19 protein-coding genes are annotated in these 16,810 nt (G+C 64.7%); 17 read left to right on the forward strand and 2 right to left on the reverse strand.

All coding sequences use genetic code 11. The annotated features are described in order from the left end of the window. The 15 genes from V5A19_RS11810 to V5A19_RS11880 all read left to right on the forward strand — a co-directional run. A partial coding sequence (locus V5A19_RS11810) for a hypothetical protein (protein ID WP_332327828.1) occupies window positions 1-236 on the forward strand: 236 nt, incomplete at its 5' end. Window positions 237-241: 5 nt separating this feature from the next. After that, entirely contained in the window at window positions 242-451 is a 210-nt protein-coding gene (locus V5A19_RS11815) for a hypothetical protein (RefSeq protein WP_332319598.1), read from the forward strand. A 47-nt stretch (window positions 452-498) separates the two neighbouring features. Next, window positions 499-1,608 (forward strand): N4-gp56 family major capsid protein, encoded by a 1,110-nt coding sequence (locus V5A19_RS11820; RefSeq protein WP_332319599.1) that lies wholly within the window; start codon window positions 499-501, stop codon window positions 1,606-1,608. A gap of 59 nt (window positions 1,609-1,667) precedes the next feature. Further along, window positions 1,668-2,114: a hypothetical protein gene (locus tag V5A19_RS11825; protein WP_332319600.1), complete on the forward strand. Its 447-nt coding sequence runs from the start codon at window positions 1,668-1,670 to the stop codon at window positions 2,112-2,114. Window positions 2,115-2,187: 73 nt separating this feature from the next. Then, on the forward strand, window positions 2,188-2,694 hold the full coding sequence (locus V5A19_RS11830; RefSeq protein WP_332327829.1) for a hypothetical protein: 507 nt from the start codon (window positions 2,188-2,190) through the stop codon (window positions 2,692-2,694). A 15-nt stretch (window positions 2,695-2,709) separates the two neighbouring features. Next, window positions 2,710-3,399, forward strand: coding sequence for a phage adaptor protein (locus tag V5A19_RS11835; RefSeq protein WP_332319487.1), 690 nt, complete (start codon window positions 2,710-2,712; stop codon window positions 3,397-3,399). Next, entirely contained in the window at window positions 3,399-3,836 is a 438-nt protein-coding gene (locus V5A19_RS11840) for a hypothetical protein (RefSeq protein ID WP_332319488.1), read from the forward strand. Before V5A19_RS11835 ends, V5A19_RS11840 begins: the two co-directional genes overlap by 1 nt. Then, window positions 3,836-5,026, forward strand: coding sequence for a hypothetical protein (locus V5A19_RS11845; protein ID WP_332319489.1), 1,191 nt, complete (start codon window positions 3,836-3,838; stop codon window positions 5,024-5,026). The genes V5A19_RS11840 and V5A19_RS11845 overlap by 1 nt, the downstream gene beginning before the upstream one ends. 15 nt (window positions 5,027-5,041) lie before the next feature. Then, window positions 5,042-5,506, forward strand: coding sequence for a hypothetical protein (locus V5A19_RS11850; RefSeq protein ID WP_332319490.1), 465 nt, complete (start codon window positions 5,042-5,044; stop codon window positions 5,504-5,506). A gap of 81 nt (window positions 5,507-5,587) precedes the next feature. Next, the gene (locus V5A19_RS11855; RefSeq protein ID WP_332319491.1) at window positions 5,588-6,049 is read left to right on the forward strand and encodes a hypothetical protein; all 462 of its coding nucleotides are present in this window, start codon (window positions 5,588-5,590) and stop codon (window positions 6,047-6,049) included. A 41-nt stretch (window positions 6,050-6,090) separates the two neighbouring features. Further along, window positions 6,091-7,065: a WD40/YVTN/BNR-like repeat-containing protein gene (locus tag V5A19_RS11860; protein ID WP_332319492.1), complete on the forward strand. Its 975-nt coding sequence runs from the start codon at window positions 6,091-6,093 to the stop codon at window positions 7,063-7,065. After that, window positions 7,065-9,266: a CAP domain-containing protein gene (locus tag V5A19_RS11865; RefSeq protein WP_332319493.1), complete on the forward strand. Its 2,202-nt coding sequence runs from the start codon at window positions 7,065-7,067 to the stop codon at window positions 9,264-9,266. The genes V5A19_RS11860 and V5A19_RS11865 overlap by 1 nt, the downstream gene beginning before the upstream one ends. Before the next feature lie 48 nt (window positions 9,267-9,314). Next, entirely contained in the window at window positions 9,315-11,318 is a 2,004-nt protein-coding gene (locus V5A19_RS11870; protein WP_332319494.1) for a hypothetical protein, read from the forward strand. Beyond that, window positions 11,315-11,776, forward strand: a complete 462-nt coding sequence (locus V5A19_RS11875; RefSeq protein WP_332327830.1) for a hypothetical protein — start codon at window positions 11,315-11,317, stop codon at window positions 11,774-11,776. Before V5A19_RS11870 ends, V5A19_RS11875 begins: the two co-directional genes overlap by 4 nt. Then, the gene (locus V5A19_RS11880) at window positions 11,773-13,689 is read left to right on the forward strand and encodes a hypothetical protein (protein WP_332319496.1); all 1,917 of its coding nucleotides are present in this window, start codon (window positions 11,773-11,775) and stop codon (window positions 13,687-13,689) included. Before V5A19_RS11875 ends, V5A19_RS11880 begins: the two co-directional genes overlap by 4 nt. A 3-nt stretch (window positions 13,690-13,692) precedes the next feature. Here the strand turns inward: V5A19_RS11880 and V5A19_RS11885 are convergent, their stop codons facing one another. Further along, window positions 13,693-13,863, reverse strand: a complete 171-nt coding sequence (locus tag V5A19_RS11885; RefSeq protein WP_332319497.1) for a hypothetical protein — start codon at window positions 13,861-13,863, stop codon at window positions 13,693-13,695. A gap of 7 nt (window positions 13,864-13,870) precedes the next feature. Beyond that, complete coding sequence (locus V5A19_RS11890) at window positions 13,871-14,092, reverse strand: hypothetical protein (protein WP_332319498.1); 222 nt, start codon at window positions 14,090-14,092, stop codon at window positions 13,871-13,873. 77 nt (window positions 14,093-14,169) lie between these two features. On the opposite strand from V5A19_RS11890, the gene V5A19_RS11895 reads away from it, so the two are divergent. Together V5A19_RS11895 and V5A19_RS11900 are read left to right on the forward strand one after the other, a co-directional pair. Next, a complete protein-coding gene (locus tag V5A19_RS11895; protein WP_332319499.1) occupies window positions 14,170-15,660 on the forward strand; it encodes a hypothetical protein in 1,491 nt (496 codons plus the stop codon). Next, a partial coding sequence (locus V5A19_RS11900; protein ID WP_332327831.1) for a hypothetical protein occupies window positions 15,653-16,810 on the forward strand: 1,158 nt, incomplete at its 3' end. The genes V5A19_RS11895 and V5A19_RS11900, both read left to right, overlap by 8 nt.

The raw sequence follows: 16,810 nt of genomic DNA on the forward strand, positions 1-16,810 counted from the left end.
CGGGGGAAGGCCAGGGCCAGAACCAGGGCGAACAGGCCCAGCCCTCGGCGGCGGAGGTGGCCCGGAAACGGGGTGGCCGTCCCGAGGCACCCGCCAGCCTGTCTGGGGTGCCGGAGGCCGAGGGCGAGGGCACCGACCCGTGGGCCTGGCTGAACAACAAGTCCGGCCTCGACTTCGAGGAGGCCCTGGCCCAGCTCTCCCCCGAGGAAGCTGAACGCTATCTGGCGGAGGGCTAACCACCGTGTCGCTATTCCTCGACCTCAAAGTGGGTGAGTCGGTCGATCTGGATGACGGCCGTATCCGCCTGACCCTGGAGGAAAAACAGGGCCAGCGGTCCCGCCTGCGCGTCGAGGCCGACGACGCGGTGACCATCGGCAAGGCCAAGGCCCGGCCATCGGGCCAGAGCCTGCCGCCACCGCCGCCGAAATCAAAAGCCGGGTCGCAGGAGTGACCCTTTCAGGACCGGCGCAAGAGCGCCAAGTCTAGGAGGAAGCCGCAATGGCTCAGACCATCGTGGGGCTCAACGACCCCAAGGCCGTCAACAAGTTCTCCGGCTACCTGGCTGTGGACGTGGGCCGCGAGAGCTACTTCAACAAGAAGTTCATGGGCAAGGGCGAGAACGCCCGGACCCCGCTCCAGCTCCTGCCGCACCTGGAGTCCGACGCGGGTGAGCAGATCAGCTTCGACCTGTCCCTCCAGCTCACCGGCCAGCCCATCGAGGGCGATGAGACCCAGGAGGGGACGGAGGAGGACCTCAAGTTCTACACCGACCAGGTCTACATCGACCAGATGCGCGGCGGTGTGAACGGGGGCGGGCGCATGACCCGCAAGCGCACCCTCCACGACCTCCGCCAGGTCGCCCGCAAGCGGCAGTCCGAGTGGTGGTCCCGCGTGTTCGATGAGCTGTTCTTCATGTACCTGAGCGGTGATCGGGGCATCAACAGCGACTACATCTTCCCGCAGGACTACTCGGGCTTCGCCAACAACCCCGTCACCGCCCCGGATAGCCAGCACCACCTGTTCGGCGGGTCCGCCACCTCCAAGTCCACGATGACGACCAGCGACGTATTCAGCCTGGACCTCATCGACAAGGCGGTGACCCGGGCGACGATGATGGGCGGCGGGACCCAGAACACCCCGCAGATCCAGCCCATCCGCATCAACGGCGAGGATCATTACGTCTGCGTGATGAACCCCTGGCAGGAGTACGACGTTCGGACCAACACCAACCAGGGCCAGTGGCTGGACATCCAGAAGGCCGCTGCCCAGGCGGAAGGGCGGTCCAGCCCGATCTTCCAGGGGTCGCTGGGGATGTACAACAACGTCATCCTCCACAAGCACAAGGCCGTGACCCGGTTCGATGACTACGGTTCCGGCGGCGACGTGGAGGTGGCCCGCGCCCTGTTCCTGGGCACCCAGGCGGGCGTGGTGGCGTTCGGCTCCCCGGGCTCCGGCCTGCGCTTCGACTGGCACGAGGAGTCCCGGGACAACGGCAACCAGGTGGTGATCTCCACCTACTCGATCTTCGGGACCAAAAAGACCCGGTTCGAGGGCCAGGACTTCGGCGTCATGGCCCTGGATACCGCCGCGTCCGATCCCACCACCTAAAGGCTGAATAAGGGGGCCTAGCCCCCTTTTCGCCCGCCTAACCAACTAGGAGAGACATCATGGCGGAATACGTTGCTCGGGACGCTGACCCGAAAGTGAACCCTCCGATCAGCTCCTGCGCCGCTGGTGAGATCCGGGCGGTCCAGGGCGAGATCACCATGGAGCAGGCCCTCGCCTCCGGCGATACCCTTCCCATGGCCCTGGTGCCGGCCGGCCACGTCCCGGTGGACGCCATCGTGGACACCGACTCCCTGGACTCCGGTTCCGGGATCGTTTTCGACGTGGGTGATGTGGACGCCAACGGCGACGAGCTGGTTTCTGGCTCCACCATTGGCCAGGGCGGCGGCATGGCCCGCATGGCCCAGCAGGGCGGCAGTCGCCTGGCGCCCTACACGGACCAGAACCGCCGCATGGGCCTGACGGTGACCACCGGCCCCGGCTCGGCCGTGACCCCGGCCACGATCACGGTGACCGTGTTCTACCGCCGGAGCCATCGCGGCAGCTAACCCCCGGCCACCCGGGTAACCGCGCATAGCGGGGGCTGAGGCCCCCGCTTTTCTATTTCGAGAGGAGAGGACCGTGAGCAATTCCATGGTTGTCGAGAGCATCATCCAGCGGGGCGGCGGTTCCGATTACCGGATGAACCGCAAGACCTACCACTTCCGGCCGGCGGACCTGGAAGCCCACTCCCCGCACCTGTGCCTGGTGGAGGACCCAGACGACCTCCAGGGCTTTCTGGCCATCAAGGAAGGCTTCCGGGTCTACAAGGGCGACAAGAAGCCCCCGGAGGACTCGGGCGTGACCCCGGACCGGGACTTGGTGGAGGGCGCCCAGCCGGAGCCCGCCCCGGCCGAGACCCGGGAACCGGAGCAGGGCCCGGCCTGGCCGGAGGACCCGGAGGCCCCCGAGGACGAGGCCCCCGAGGGCAGCGGCGGCCTGAGCCCGGAGATCCGGGACCACCTCCTGGGCCTCGACCCGGAGGACATCATCGCCTGGGCCGACAAGAACGTGCCCACCGCCGACATCAAGCGGACCATGAAGCCGGCGACCATGGTGAACCGCATCGAGGAAGCCCTGAATGGGTAACGGGGAGGGCACGGAATGGCGACCCTGAACGACCTTCTGGCCCAGGCCCGGATCGACCTGGACGACCCGGAGCAGCCCGGGGGCGGCGACGATTCCCTGTCCCTGTTCAAGACCAATGAGCTGGTGAGCTACATCAACCGAGCCATTGACGAGGCTTGCCTACGGGCCGAGCTGATTCTGGACTCGGACACGCCCGATGTGTGCGAGGTAGCGGTCACAGCCGGCCAGGCCAAGTACGACCTGGACTCGCGCATCGTCCTGGTCAAGCGGGCCAAGCTCGCCAGCCAGCCCCGGGCCCTCAAAAAGACCGACCGGGACGCCCTCGACGGGATGCGGATGGATTGGGAGTCGGATACCGGGACGCCGGAAATGTACCTGGCCGACATGAACCAGGGCATCCGCCTGTACCCGATCCCGGATACCGACACCACCCTCCGCCTGACGGTGTGGCGCCGCCCCCTGGAGCCCATCCCGTCGTACATGGGCCACAAGGAGCCGCCCATCCCGCCGGAGGACCACTACCCGCTCCTGCACTGGGTCTACTACCTGGCCCTGGACCGCCAGGACGTGGATACCTACGCCCCGGAGAAGGCCATGCAACATGCCCAGGCCTTCGCCCAGCAGTTCGGGCGCCGCAAGGCCGCCTGGGAGCGGGAGTTCGACCGCAAATCACGCCCCCTGCGCGTCCCCGGGAGCTATATGTGATGCGCTCGTTCGTCTACTGGAACATCCACAAGAAGAAGTGGTCGGTAAAGGCGCTTGAAGGGGACTGGAAGGGCAAGGTGATAGCCCATGCGCCGACCATCCGCCTGGATAACGTCCGCTTCTGCGTCCAGGAAGGCGGCCGTGATCGCGTCCTCAAGGACGGGCAGAAGAACGTCCATGCGGGCGTGGTGGGTGACCTGGTCTCCATCCTCGGGATCTCCGAGGAGGAAATGGGCCTCATGCCGCCCTCGATCAACAAGCCGCCGACGCTGGAGTCGGCTCCCTACCTGGCCCCGGTCCACTACGTCCCGGCCCTCGGCCCTTACTTCTTCTGGGAGGACACCATGCGCCCGGTAACCGAGGCCAAGGTGGCTACCTTCGAGCCGGACAAGATCGTCCTGGCCGCTCCCGTGGATGAACCCGGGGAGGACGCCTGATGCCCCTAGAGAGCGTGGCAATAACCCGGTTCCGGGGCCTGGTGAACAAGGTCGATCCCCTGCGCCGCAACCGTCACCCGGAGGAGGGTGGCATGGAGGCCGGCCTGTCCCGGGCCGACAACGTGGACGTGGACCAGACCGGGCGCCTGACCCGGGCCGAGGGCTACGAGCAGGTCTACACCGGCTCGGTGACCAACCTGTTCGTAACCGATGACGAGCAGCGGGCCTACATCGTGGAGGGCGACACCCTCAAGCAGCTCCTCCCCGACTGGACCACTGTGACCCTCCGCTCGGGCCTGACCCGCTCGGACTTCCGGTGGGCCGAGGTCAACGATGCCGTCTACGCCACCAACGGCGTCGAGTTCCTGGTGATCGACCAGGACATGGTCCGGGACTGGGGAATGCCGATCCCGGAGATTCCCGAGGTGGCGACCACGGCCGGCGACCTGCCCCCGGGGCGGTATCAGGTCACCGCCACCTTCGTCGCCCCCGATGGCCGGGAGTCCGGCGCCCCCCGGGGCAATGTGATCGACCTGGCGGACCCGGCCGGGTTGCAGGTGAGCTTCGACGCCATGCCGTATCCGGTGCGGGTCTACATCACGCCCACCGATTCGACCACCTTCTACCGGGCCTACGAGACCGGGGAAACGGTGACCACCTGGGCCGGCCCCCTGACCAGCCTGGTGGATCCGCTCCAGACCCAGTTCCTGTCTGGCCCGCCGGGCGGGAAGGTCCTGGGCTACCGCCTGGGCCGGATGTATCTCGGCCAGTATTTCCCGGAGGCCAATCAGTCCGCCATCTGGCCCAGCCAGCCCCTGGGCTATGAGCACTTCGACCTCATGGACGCCTTCCTCCTGCCGGGCGAGATCCGGCTGATCGCCGGCCATCCCCAGGGCCTGATCCTGGGATGCCGGGATGCCGTCTACGCCTACGACGAGGAGCAGGGAATCCAGAAGCTCGCGGACTACGGCGTGATCCGGGGCTGGACGGGGACCTGGCACCAGGGCGCGGTCTACTTCTGGACCGAGCGCGGCCTGTGCCGGGGCCTGCCTTTCGAGAACCTTACCGAGGCCACCGTCAGCGTTCCGCCCGGCAGGTACGGCGCGGGCGCGGTCCTGGAGCGCCATGGCGAGACCCGCTACGTCGTGGTGGTCGAGGACGGCGGCGAGCCCGCCTACAACGCCTTCTAAGCAAGGAGACCCATCATGGCCATCCGTTTCAGCACCGGACTACGAGACAAGCTCCTGGGCACCAACAGCTTCAAGGACATCTTCGCAGACGGCGTAATCTACATTTACTCCGGGATCCAGCCGGCGTCGGCCGATGACCCGGTCCAGGGCACCAAGCTGGGCGAGGTGACCCAGGACGCCGGGAATTTCAGCTTTGGCTCCGCCACCAACGGCCTGGAGTTCGGCACCCCGAGCGACGGCGCCATCGACAAGGATGGGGCCGAGAATTGGAAGTTCGAGGGCCTGGCGGACGGCACGGCCGGCTGGTTCCGCCTCATGGGCAACGACCTGGACGACCTCGGCTCCTCGACCACCTTGCCGCGCATGGACGGTGCCATCGGCACCTACGGCAAGGACCTCAACCTGTCCACCACCAGCATCACCAAGGGAGCGCCGTACACCATCGACGTTTTCAAGGTGATTCTCCCGGCCAGCAAATAGGCCCGCACTAGCCCCTACCGGGCTTTCTAGGTTCCGGCCCCGCTATTCGGCGGGGCTTTTTTACGTCCAAAGGAGTGAATCATGGCTTTCAAGGCTTCCACCGGGCTGCGTAACGCCCTGCTCGACACCGGCGACCTGACCACCGTCCTGGCGGACGGCGTCCTCCGCATCTACTCCGGCACCGTGCCGACCAATGCCGATGACGCCATCTCCGGCGATTCCGACATGCTTGTGGAGATCACCGACGCCGGCCAGGCCCTGGGCTCCGGCACCGGCATCGACCTGGACCCCAACGGGGCCTCGGGCGGGACCATCACCAAGGATCCCAACGAGACCTGGGAGGGCACCAACGCCGCCAGCGGCACCGCCACCTACTTCCGCCACGTCACCCAGGCGGACGACGCCACCAGCTCCACCACCCAGGAGCGGCTCCAGGGCGCGGTGGGCACCTCGGGCTCCGACCTCAACCTGTCCAGCGTGTCGCTGTCCTCGGGCGCGACCCAGACCATCGACGCCTACTCGGTGACCCTGCCCACCCTGTAAACCGATAAGGGCGGCTCCGGCCGCCCGTTAAGGAGGATCGGATGGGGTACTGGCTTCGCCTCAATAGTGGCTTCTTTATTAACGGGGTCGAGTACAGCACGGACGGGACCACTTGGGAGCCGGGGAACCTGCCGCCTAACCAGGGGGGAACGGATGCGTCTATTAAGAACCTGGACTTTTCCCCGGGCCTGCAATCCTTTGTGGTCTTTTCCGTCGAATCCGAAGATGATGTCTCTAAGAAGTATGTGTTCCTGACCACTGATGGGCTCGAATATACCGGTCCGCTGGATCAGAATTTCGAGGATTGGAAGTGGCCTAACGATGGAATCATCCATGGTGGCCAACCCGGCCTGGTCATTGGGGACGGTTCGGATGATCTCTTTTTCGTTGTCAGCACCGATGGCCAAACGCTCAATCTAGCAAGCGTCGAAGGCCCGGCAGGCTTCCCGGAGTGGCCCCACGCCGAATACGACCCAACCGCCGTTACCTGGATGATGATCGCCGTGCAAACGGGGTCGGGGGTGTTCCTTTGGCAGAGCACGGATGGCGGTGCCACCTGGGCTGCGAAGCAGCACACCGATGATGTTCCGGGCTATGTGTATAACGACGTTTTTGTGGTCTCGGATGGCAACGGCTATTTCGTCGCCATGTGGTTTAGCTACGGGGTTAGTCCATCGGCATCCGTTTCCCTTGTAAGTAGCGATGGGGGAGCTACCTGGGACGGAATCCATGAGTCGCCGTTCGATGATGACCCCTTGGATCTTCGTAATCTCGGCTACGACGCCGATAAAGGGGTCTTTCTGGCCTACGTTTATAGAGACACCGATCTCTATGACCTTTGGTACACGCCCGATGGCATTTCCTGGACCAAGGAAAAAGAAGGCGGTGCGGATGCCATGTATGAGGAATGGCGCCTCCGGGTTAAGAACAACAAGGTAACCGGGGATTTCGCCTACGGCGATTTCGGTCCCAACCTGTTCTGGATGGCAACCATCGGTGTCGAAGAGGTGACCTGATGCGGGTCCACAAGCGGTTCATCGGCAACAAGGCCGCCGCCGCCCGCCTGTGGCCCTTCGCCCGGAAAAAATTGGCCGAGGTTGAGGATTTTATCCGCCAGTCCGGGACCGGGGCCTTCACCAAGACGGTGAGCCTGGCGAATGGCTTTATCCGCCTCCAAGTTGTGGGTGGGGATGCCCACGTCACGATTCACCAGGAAGGCGAGCTGGAAGATACCTGGGGCGTTTTGGTCACCCCCAGGGTTGGGCCTTTGAAATGGTGGGACTGGGTTATAACCGAGGAGATTGAAACGGGCGAGCCCGTTGATTACCCCGAATACCTGGAAAGGCGTTTCCATCCCTACATCCCTCATCCCGGCTACAAACAGCCTGGGCGACTTCTTGAGTCGGGAAATATCGGTGGGGAGGAGGTCGTCAGTACCGAGCGGGCTCCGCAGCCCGTACAGATTGGCTTATATGTGCCAGACGCTGTCCCCATCGGCATGGCCGCTTTGCTTCAATTCTTTCCGAACAAGCGCCAGATCAATCTGGGTAACGATCAGAAGGACCCCGAGGTGGACCCCTTCCTGGATCGCAACCCCAACCCGCTTATTGGCAAGGAGGAATGGCGCAGCGACGACGGCATCGTCCTTTCCTATGACGGGAGAATCAGCCGGCGCTGGTCAGGATGGAACAATACGACCGGATTCGATTCATGGGCCCGCGTTTATTATCGCGGTGACGTTCTGGCGGAGTTCCCTGGCCCTTGCAACTGTGTGGCGACAACGCGCCGAACCCGCGATGACGGCGGCGTGGAGCATTGGCTGGTGGCCGGTATTGAAAAGCCCTACGCCGACGAAACCGGCGACAACGCCATGGAGATTTGGGCCCGGCGGATTGAGCCCAGGAGGGAAAGTGCCATCGAGAGGAGGGTTCGTGAACTGGCTAATGCTAAACGGATAGAGGTCGGCCTTTCGCCAATTTACTTCCCGCCCGGGACCGTTAGCAATCCGGCTCGGGAATACGCCAATTCCATGATTGATAGCGGCGTTTTCGAGCATGGTCCATATCTGAGCATCTTGCAGGAAATAGGGGCTATTGCTTACGCAGAAGAAAATCTAACCATGACCGAGAATGGCCAGGACCCCTTCGAGGCCTTTGAGAACTGGATGAACTCGCCCCCGGATCGGGCCTCGATCCTTGCTTCGGACGTTGAACGCATGAATTTCTCCATGTATGTCGGGGTATCCGACAACCCCGACCACAAAGGCCGATATTACTGGGTCATGCACATAGTCCGATGGACATGGTTCTGGCCGCAAGGTTATGAGCCCCAACCCGGGGTCCATGATCGGGGCCGTTGGAAGAAGTTGGGCTCTCAGCTTCCTAAAGGGTTTGGCATTCCGGTCATCCGCCCGGACGGTCGCCAGATTTACATGAACGCCCATACAGCTATTAAATACGTTAAATGGGTGGTTGATATAGACCTGTCCGACCCGGAAAACCCGACTTACCAATACAGTGAGCATTCCGATCCCCGTTTGGTTGATGATACGGGTTACGATGAAACTACCTGGGTACTGGGCGCATACGACTACAAAGGAAATGAGATTGTTACTGCTTGGGGAGAGAGTCCAGATAAAAATACAGAGACAAAAGATTTTATGAGAGTGCGTTACGGATGCCCAGCAGACGGACCGAATGGTGGGCATTTCCTAGAAGAAAATAACCGCCAATCAGAGTTGTTGCACCTGGATCTTCGCAATGATTTGGTTCTGACGCGCTACGAGGGGGTAAGAGGGGTTTCCTATGATTTACATTATAACGGAGAAACGGAGAACTTATACCAATCCAGCAAGGTACATCATTCCGAGGATACTCTTTATGGCATATTCGTATTAGACGTATTCAGAACCCCACTTACCGGACAAGGAGTGGCGATTGACGGTCAGGGGCGCCTATTCCTATCCCTGATCTGCACCGATACCAATTACCTTGATACTCCCTATACTTGGGAGCGGGCTAAGGACGCCAATGTAGAGGTCGTCAATATCGTTGGCGAGACCTCACCGAGGGCATTTACCCGGACCCCGGCAACTGAGGATGATGCGTTCGTTTTGTTCCCATTGCAGGCATACGCCCTGAGTAAGGATGACCCGTTGAAAGGGGTTGTATCCGAACGGGCCCCCAACAAGATTAACCCAAAATCCCAGCAGGAGTGACAGGGTCCTATATGAAACCCTTTCCCCTGTCATTCGCAGGAGTAGCCAATGGCCGGCGAACTCTACAAAACCTGGAAGATCATCCCTGGTGAGCCCAAGGAGTGCTGGGAGGAATGCACCACGGGCGATTGCTATACGGTCACCGAGACCTACGAGGAGCTCGTGGTCGACGGGTACGTCTGCACTGGTGGCACCACCTACGAATCGGATGCCGCGTTCGGAGGCGGCGGTTCCACCGATGGCTCCTGCACACCAACCGGCCATTATGAGGAGAAAACCCGCACCTACGAGGAATGCACCACCGAATGCACCACGGTCTGCGAAGGGGGAAGCGACGCCGAACGGGACGCCAATCTTGGCTGGAACGCTTCCGCCCGGTCCATTGACGAGATCGAGGACAGCGGCGCCGTTGAGTTCCGTATTTCGGCCGCATCCGTTGGCGTTGTGGTCGGGCTCAACGAGGGCACCTACGAAACCACCGGCTACCAGGACATCCACTACGCCATCTACGCCGAGAGAGGCGAGTTCCGGGTCCTGGAGGAGGGCGCGTTCAAGACCGGCCGCCAGGTTTTCACCAATGACGATTGGTTCCGCATCGAGCGGGAGCGGAACACCGTCCACTTCTATCTCAATGGCAGCCGCATCCACACCTCCGACCGGATCAGCAGCGACCTTCTGTTCCTGGAGGCGGTCTTTTACATGGCCGACGACCGGGTCCTGGAGGCCAAGCTCACGGATGCCAATAGGGGTGGTGGCAGCGGCGAGCTGGAACCATTGGATGGATTCGGCCGGGCGGACAGCCGGGCGCGAGCCAGCCTCTACTTCCAGAAGCTGCGCGGCAAGGGCTTCGAGTCCCTGACCGGGCAGGCTGACAACAGCTTTTTGCCCCTTCGCCATTTCGGGGGCGAGGGGACCTATGCGGAGGCCCAGGATATATTCCTATACCCCCTGACCGGGGACGGATCGGGCGGAAAGGTGATCCGCGACCAATGGGGGTACGCCGACCTGGCCCTCCAGCCGGTGACCGGGGGCAGTAACGCAACCGAGATCAACCGTGGCCGGACCTTTGAGGTCGCGGAGGAGGTCCTGCCGACAGGCCCCGGCGAGGCCGATCTGAGCTTCCAGGAGCTGACCGCCTTCGGTGGGGCCGGGGACTACGCGGATGCGGCGGGCGACCTCTACCCCTTAATGGCCCGGGGGGCCGGAGAGCTTCTCCATCGCACGTTGGTCCTGGCGCCTTTGGAGGGCCTGGGGGCCAACTACCCGTACACCCACGCGGATCTCACCCTGGAGGCGCTGGAAAACGAGGCAACCGCCGGGATCCACATGCCGCAGCCGGTTATCGTGGATCTGACCTTCCAGGCCCTGGACGCCAGCGGCTTTTCCCTGACCGGCAGCATCGGCGGCGGGGGTGGCGACATGGAGCCGCTGGTCGGTCTCGCCGCTGAGGGGGTTTACGGGGAGGGCAACCCCCGCTTCGAGCCCCTGGAGGGTCTGGCCTTCGAGGACCTGTATCCCGACTCCTGGGGGTTGGTCGTGGCTCCCGTCCCCGATCTGACTGCCCAGGGCCATGCGGCCGAGCTGAACGGGGTGGTGACGGAGTCGCCGTTCATTGAGGCCGAGCTTCGGGGCGGCGGCTCGGCCATGGCGATGGAGCCCCCCGCCGCCACGGCCGACATCCAGGCCGAATGGAGCGGGGTGGGGCGCATGGTCTACCGGGCGTCCTTGCCGGACCTTACCGCCACGGGCGAGGCCATCGGCCTCGGCCAGGCCGACCTTCGCCTTGGCCGGCTGACCGCGTTGGGCGAAGGCGGCGGAACCGCCCGGGGGCGGCTGGCGCCATTCCAGATTTTGGGGGAGAGCCTGACCGGCGGCATTGGTACGCTGGATCGAGAAGCGCCGGCCGCCGAGCTTTCCGGGGAGGGCCGGGCCATTCCCACGGGGGTCGCGGTCCTGGCCTTCCAGGCCCTGCGGGGCGGCGGAACGGCGGCTGGCGAGCCCATCGAGGCCCCGGCGGCGTACCTGCGAGCAACGGGTGAGGAGGCGGCATGAAGATCGCCTACTCGGTGAATCTCCAAAACGGGGCGGTGACCCGCTACACCCACTGGCCGTTCACCCACATGGGCCGGTTCCAGGGCCAGGACATCGCGGTGGATGGCAGCGGCATCTACCGGATCGGCGGCGACACCGCCGCCGGGGCCAATATCGACGCCACCGCCCGGATCGACGGCCTGCGGATCAGCAGCGACACCCTGAAACGGATCGTGCGGGCCTATGTGGCGTTCCGCCCGAGCGGCGACCTGGATCTTTCCTTCGCCCCTGACGAGGGGCCGGCCGCCACCTATCGCCTGGAGGCCAGCAACAAGGCCCTGGACAAGCAGCGGGTGAAGCCCGGCCGGGGCCCAAAGGGGGTTTTCTGGTCCGTCACCCTGGCGAACGTCAACGGCGGCGGCCTGGACGTGGAATCCCTCCAGGTCCTGGCTGACAGCCTACCCCGGAGGATCGGATGAGCACCGAACAATCCATCAAGGACATCATCGGCCAGGCCCGGGACTACGCTCAGGAGTCCTACAAAAGCGCCCAGGATCTGATTGATACGGCGCAGACGGCGGCCCAGGGGGTCGCTTACGCCACGCCGGACCTGTCCGACCTGGGCGAGATTCAGTTCTCCGAGGTCCCGGACCTGCCGAAAGCCCCGACCTTCGATGCCAGCCTGGAAATCCCGGGCGATCTGCCCACCATGCCCGATCTGGCCACGCTGTCGGTGTCGGACCTGAACGACATCCCCGATCCGCCGGAGCCCCTGAGCACCGAGGATCTGTTCAATCACGACGTTCCGGTGCCGCTGGGCGGGTTCGATGAAACCCCGCCCAACCTGGACGAGATTACCTACCCGGAGGCCCCCGACCTGGACGAGGTCCGGTCGCCGGACCTGCGGGAGATCCCGGAGGTGTCCGACCCGGACATCAACGTCCCGGATTTTACCGCCAACGAGCCCGACGAGCCGCCGGCCCCGCCCGAGAACCTGGACAGCCAGTACGAGGCCCTGTACGACCAGATGGTCCCGGAAATGAAGGCCCAGGTGGACGGGGAGGCCGAGAAGTTTATCGAGCGGTTCTACCCGGGGGCGACGGAACAGCTCAACAAGCTCATGGAGCGCCTGAACACCTACCTGGAAGGCGGCACGGGCCTACCCGAGAAGGTGGAGCAGGGCATCTACGACCGCGCCCGCGACCGGACCTACCAGGAGGTTTACCAGCAGGAGAACCAGGCCTGGGAGGCGGCTTCCCGGCGGGGCTTCTCGGTGCCGCCCGCCATCCTCCTGAACCAGCTTGAGCGGGTCCACCAGGGCGCCGCAGACCGCAACGCCGAGACCGCCCGGGAGATTGCCAAGCAACAGGCCGAGCTGGAGCAGCAGAATCTCCAGTTCGCGGTGAGCACCGCCGTCCAGATGCAGACCCAGGTGCGTAACGGCTCCATCCAGTACGCCCAGACCCTGCTCCAGGTGAACCAGCAGGCCATGGAGTACGCCACCCAGGTCCTGGGCCACATCGTCCAGACCTACAACCTGGCGGTCCAGAAATACCGAACGGAGCTGGAGTGGGAGCAGACGCGGATCCAGCTCTACGAGGCCCGGATCCGTTCGGAAATGGCCAAGTTGGAGCAGTTCAACGCGGAGGTGCGGTACGCCGAGGCGGTGGGCCAGCTCAACCAGCTCGACCTCCAGAAGATGGCCCAGGAGCTGGACGTAAACGCCAACCGGGTCCAGCTCTATGCGGAACGGATGCGGGCCGCATCCACCAAGCTGGAACAGCAGAAGCTCCAGCTCGACCGCTTCCGCTCCAAGATCGAGGCCTACGACGCCGAGGCCCAGGCCAAGCGGTCCGAGTTCCAGGCCTATCAGGCGGCCATGGAAGGGGATCAGGCCAAGGTTCAGGCCAAGTCAGCCGAGTACGACGGCTACCGCAGCCGGGTGTCGGGTATCCAGGCCCAGAACGAGGCGGAGATCCAGAGCCAGGAGGCCCTGGCCCGGAACAACCAGAACCTGGTGGAGAAGTACAAGGGCGAGCTGACGCCCTACCTGACCGAGGTGGACGTTAATAAGACCGACTTCCAGGGCAAGCTGGAGGCCTATCGGGCCTCCCTGGAACGGTATCAGGCCGACGTGCGATCCCAGATTTCCCAGCTTGAGGCCGAGGTCCAGACGAAGGCGGAAAACGCCGCGCACAGCCGCCAGTTGGCCCAGATCAAGTCGGATACCGGGATCGCCAACGCCAAGCTGGGGATGGACAGCATCCGGGTCCAGACCGACTCGGCCAACCAGGGCGCCCAGCTCTACGCCAATATCGCCCAGGCGGCCGTGTCGGCCCAGAACACGATGGTCCAGCTCGCGTCCGAGACCATCACCCAGGCGACCGGGTAGGGTTTAGAAGCCGATGCGCTTGGGTCCCGCCGCCACACCGACGACGAAAGCGACGATGCCGGCGCCGACGCCCTTGGCGACGCCCATGGCTGGATTGCCCTGGAATCCCCATATCAGGCCGGCGACGGCGCCGATGCCCAGGCCAAGCAGAAGGCCGGTTTTCAATCGGTCCATGGCGGCCTCACTCGGTTTGTTCGCGGGCTTTGGGGTCCCGGACGGGGATAAACAGCCCCACCAGGCCCATCAGGATGCTGAGGTAGAAGGTGTACCCCATGGCCGCCGGCTTGGGCATTCCAAGGGCGCCAGCGGTAAACGCCACAACCACGACGCCGCCCAAACCAATCAAGACCGCCCGGAGAAGCCGGTAAAGGAAACGCTCGGTTCCATTCATTGGCCGGTGCATGATTTCTCCTCTCAAGGTGCTCTACCCACTGTGCCCCAACTTGGGGGATCAACGGAACATCCCCAAAAGGATCGGTGATGGCTACAAACGACGAGCGCAAGCGCCGCACCCAGCGACCCGGCATGACGCCGCCGCCCCAGGCCAGCCAGAAAGGCGGGAACGCCAAATCGCCCATGGCGGGCGTTGACACCTCCGCGCCCACCGGCCAGGAATCCGACGAGGAACTGGCAAAGCGAGCCGAACGCCTGCAAGTGGCCGCCGCCGAAGCGTCCGACCCAGATACCGGCACCCTCGGCATGACCAACCAGGGCCAGAATCAGGGTGGAGCCGGGGGTCAGAATCAACCGCGTAACGGCGGGCTCTCCCAGCCCCCCAACCAGGGGCAGTCTCCCAACCAAGGGGGTGGCGAGGAAGGCCTGGGCTTCGGTGGCTACCTCGACACGGCCTTGCAAATGAGCCCCCTTTCCCCGGCCCCCCAGACGGTTCGGAAGGCTGGCAACTCCCTTTCCCGGATTGCCAACTACACCCAGGAGGGCGTTGAGGAGGCCGACACCACGGGCATGAAGATCGCCAATGCGGCTGGTCGCCCCATCGGTGGAGGGCTCTACGAGTTCGGGTCGGCCGTCCGCGATGTAGGCGGAGAGCTGGGCGGGACCGCTTACAACGTGGGGCGTGGTCTGGCAGGTGCGACGGAACGAGAGCCGCAGGAGACCCAGTCCGGTCAGACCCAGCAGGGCCAGCAGGGCCAGCAGGGCCAGGAAGGTCAGCAGGAGCAGGAGGGTGGCGAACAAGCCTCCCCGGTGGAGGAGCGCCAGTTCCCCAACTCCGACGAGACCTACTACGCCAACCCCGAGACCAACACCTTCGCCGGCACCCGCGAGGGTGCCCAGGAAGGCGCCATGGGCGGGGGCGGACTGAGCATCATGCCCACCCGCAACGGCGGCAGCCTGGCCCCGCCGCCCCAGGCCCAGCAGGGCGGGGGCGGTCGGATGGGCGGTGGCGACCCAGGCATGGCCGAGGCCGGCCAGAACGCCACCCGGCGCTCGCAGCTACGCCGGGAGGCTCAGGACATCCCCAGCATCGACCAGCCCCTGACTGAGTTCCTCCAGAACTTCGGTGAAACCCGCCAGGCCCAGAAGCAGCTCCAGTCCGAACAGGACATGCGGGCCAAGGTCGCTGAGGCCAACCGGAAGTCTCAGAGCGACTGGATGGACTTCCGATCCGACATGGCCAGCACCCAGGCCGAGCGCGAGGGCAACCGCCTCCGCTATCGGGCGGACATGGCGAGTGAAGAGGGGGACGAATACGCCTACGAGACCATCGAGCGGATGACCGATGAAGGCATGGTCCAAATGCCGGTTCGTTTCAACAAACAAAGTGGTAGGATGGACCTGATCGACCCGAATACGGGTAGAGTGAAAGAGCCAGACGCCACCCCGTCCGAGGCGGAAAACAAGGAGCTTATGGCGAACCCTGGGCTCCTACCCGATTACCTCGACAAGTACGGCGTGACCCCCGAAGCGCGGAAAATTCTCCAGGCGATGCGGGAGAACAGCGTGAATGGCTGAGTACCCCTACGACGACCGCGACCGCCCCAAAAGCAACAAGCCCAAGCAGGGCGGCCTAACCCCGCCTCCTGACGACCGCTTGGCCCAGGTCAAGCGGGAGGCCGCCAAGCAGCCTGGCCGGCAAAACTATTTCGACCTCGTATATGGGGACAAGGAGCCCCAGCAGGAGGAAGGGGTCGGCTTCGGGGAAGCCCTGGGGGACATGGGCAACCAGGTCATGCGGGGCGGCGCCCAGACGGCCGGCGGTGGCGCCTGGCTCCTGGACCAGCTCGGCGCCGAGGATACGGCGGCCAGCCTCCGCAGCCTTTCCGAGGAGGCCAAGCAATACTGGGGCGAGGGCATCAGCGAGGAGGGGAAGGAATCCCTCAAGCGCCTCCATGAGGGCGACCTGAACGCCTACGGGGCGCTTCTCGCGGCTTCCGGCTCGACCCTACCCACCCTGGCCGGCATGGGGGCCGGCGGGGCCGCCGCCAAGGGGCTCCAGGCGGCCGGCATGGGAGCGCGAGGTGCCGGCATGGCCGGGTACAGCGCGGGCGAGTCGGCGGTCCAGGCCCCGGTTGCGGCGGAGGAAACCTTCCAGGAGATCCTGGGGATGGACCACCAGGACCTCATGGAGCGCAGCGACCCCTACCGCCAGGCCTACCAGGAGAACATCCGCAACGGCCTCGATGAGGAGCGGGCGCGGGACGCTGCCAAGGAGCTGGTGGCCGATGCGGGCAGCCGTCGCACCGCAGCCTATTCCGGCGCCAGCACCGCCGCCCTGTCGGCCCCCTTCGGGGGGATGCTGGGCCGGGTGGCCGCTGGCGTCCCCGGCAACAACCGCCTGGCCAACGCCGCAACGGGCGCCGCCACCGAGGGGGCGCAGGAGTTCGCCCAGGAGGGTTCCCAGCGCATTGCCCAGAACGTCGCCATTTCCCAGACGGCCGACGAGACCCAGGGGCCCGTCGAGGGCGCCCTGAACGCGGCCATCGCCGGCTTCGGTGCCGGCGGTGTCATGGGCGGCGCCATGGGCCTGGCCGCCCCGCCCGGGGTTGAGCAGCCCAAGCAAGAGCCGCCCCAGCCCCAAGAACCACCCGAGGCCCCCACCCCCGAACAACAGCGGCAACAGCAGGCGCCCTCCTTCGAGGATTACCGTCAGGCCGCCGGCCAG

The sequence above is a fragment of the Thiohalorhabdus sp. genome (assembly GCF_036628635.1).
Taxonomy (GTDB): domain Bacteria; phylum Pseudomonadota; class Gammaproteobacteria; order Thiohalorhabdales; family Thiohalorhabdaceae; genus Thiohalorhabdus.

Excerpts from the sequence above, each read along its gene's own strand:
- V5A19_RS11820 (WP_332319599.1), top strand. The coding sequence starts at position 499 with ATGGCTCAGACCATCGTGGGGCTCAACGACCCCAAGGCCGTCAACAAG.
- V5A19_RS11825 (WP_332319600.1), top strand. The coding sequence starts at position 1,668 with ATGGCGGAATACGTTGCTCGGGACGCTGACCCGAAAGTGAACCCTCCG.
- V5A19_RS11835 (WP_332319487.1), top strand. The coding sequence starts at position 2,710 with ATGGCGACCCTGAACGACCTTCTGGCCCAGGCCCGGATCGACCTGGAC.
- V5A19_RS11840 (WP_332319488.1), top strand. The coding sequence starts at position 3,399 with ATGCGCTCGTTCGTCTACTGGAACATCCACAAGAAGAAGTGGTCGGTA.
- V5A19_RS11845 (WP_332319489.1), top strand. The coding sequence starts at position 3,836 with ATGCCCCTAGAGAGCGTGGCAATAACCCGGTTCCGGGGCCTGGTGAAC.
- V5A19_RS11850 (WP_332319490.1), top strand. The coding sequence starts at position 5,042 with ATGGCCATCCGTTTCAGCACCGGACTACGAGACAAGCTCCTGGGCACC.
- V5A19_RS11855 (WP_332319491.1), top strand. The coding sequence starts at position 5,588 with ATGGCTTTCAAGGCTTCCACCGGGCTGCGTAACGCCCTGCTCGACACC.
- V5A19_RS11860 (WP_332319492.1), top strand. The coding sequence starts at position 6,091 with ATGGGGTACTGGCTTCGCCTCAATAGTGGCTTCTTTATTAACGGGGTC.
- V5A19_RS11865 (WP_332319493.1), top strand. The coding sequence starts at position 7,065 with ATGCGGGTCCACAAGCGGTTCATCGGCAACAAGGCCGCCGCCGCCCGC.
- V5A19_RS11870 (WP_332319494.1), top strand. The coding sequence starts at position 9,315 with ATGGCCGGCGAACTCTACAAAACCTGGAAGATCATCCCTGGTGAGCCC.
- V5A19_RS11875 (WP_332327830.1), top strand. The coding sequence starts at position 11,315 with ATGAAGATCGCCTACTCGGTGAATCTCCAAAACGGGGCGGTGACCCGC.
- V5A19_RS11880 (WP_332319496.1), top strand. The coding sequence starts at position 11,773 with ATGAGCACCGAACAATCCATCAAGGACATCATCGGCCAGGCCCGGGAC.
- V5A19_RS11885 (WP_332319497.1), bottom strand. The coding sequence starts at position 13,863 with ATGGACCGATTGAAAACCGGCCTTCTGCTTGGCCTGGGCATCGGCGCC.
- V5A19_RS11890 (WP_332319498.1), bottom strand. The coding sequence starts at position 14,092 with ATGCACCGGCCAATGAATGGAACCGAGCGTTTCCTTTACCGGCTTCTC.
- V5A19_RS11895 (WP_332319499.1), top strand. The coding sequence starts at position 14,170 with ATGGCTACAAACGACGAGCGCAAGCGCCGCACCCAGCGACCCGGCATG.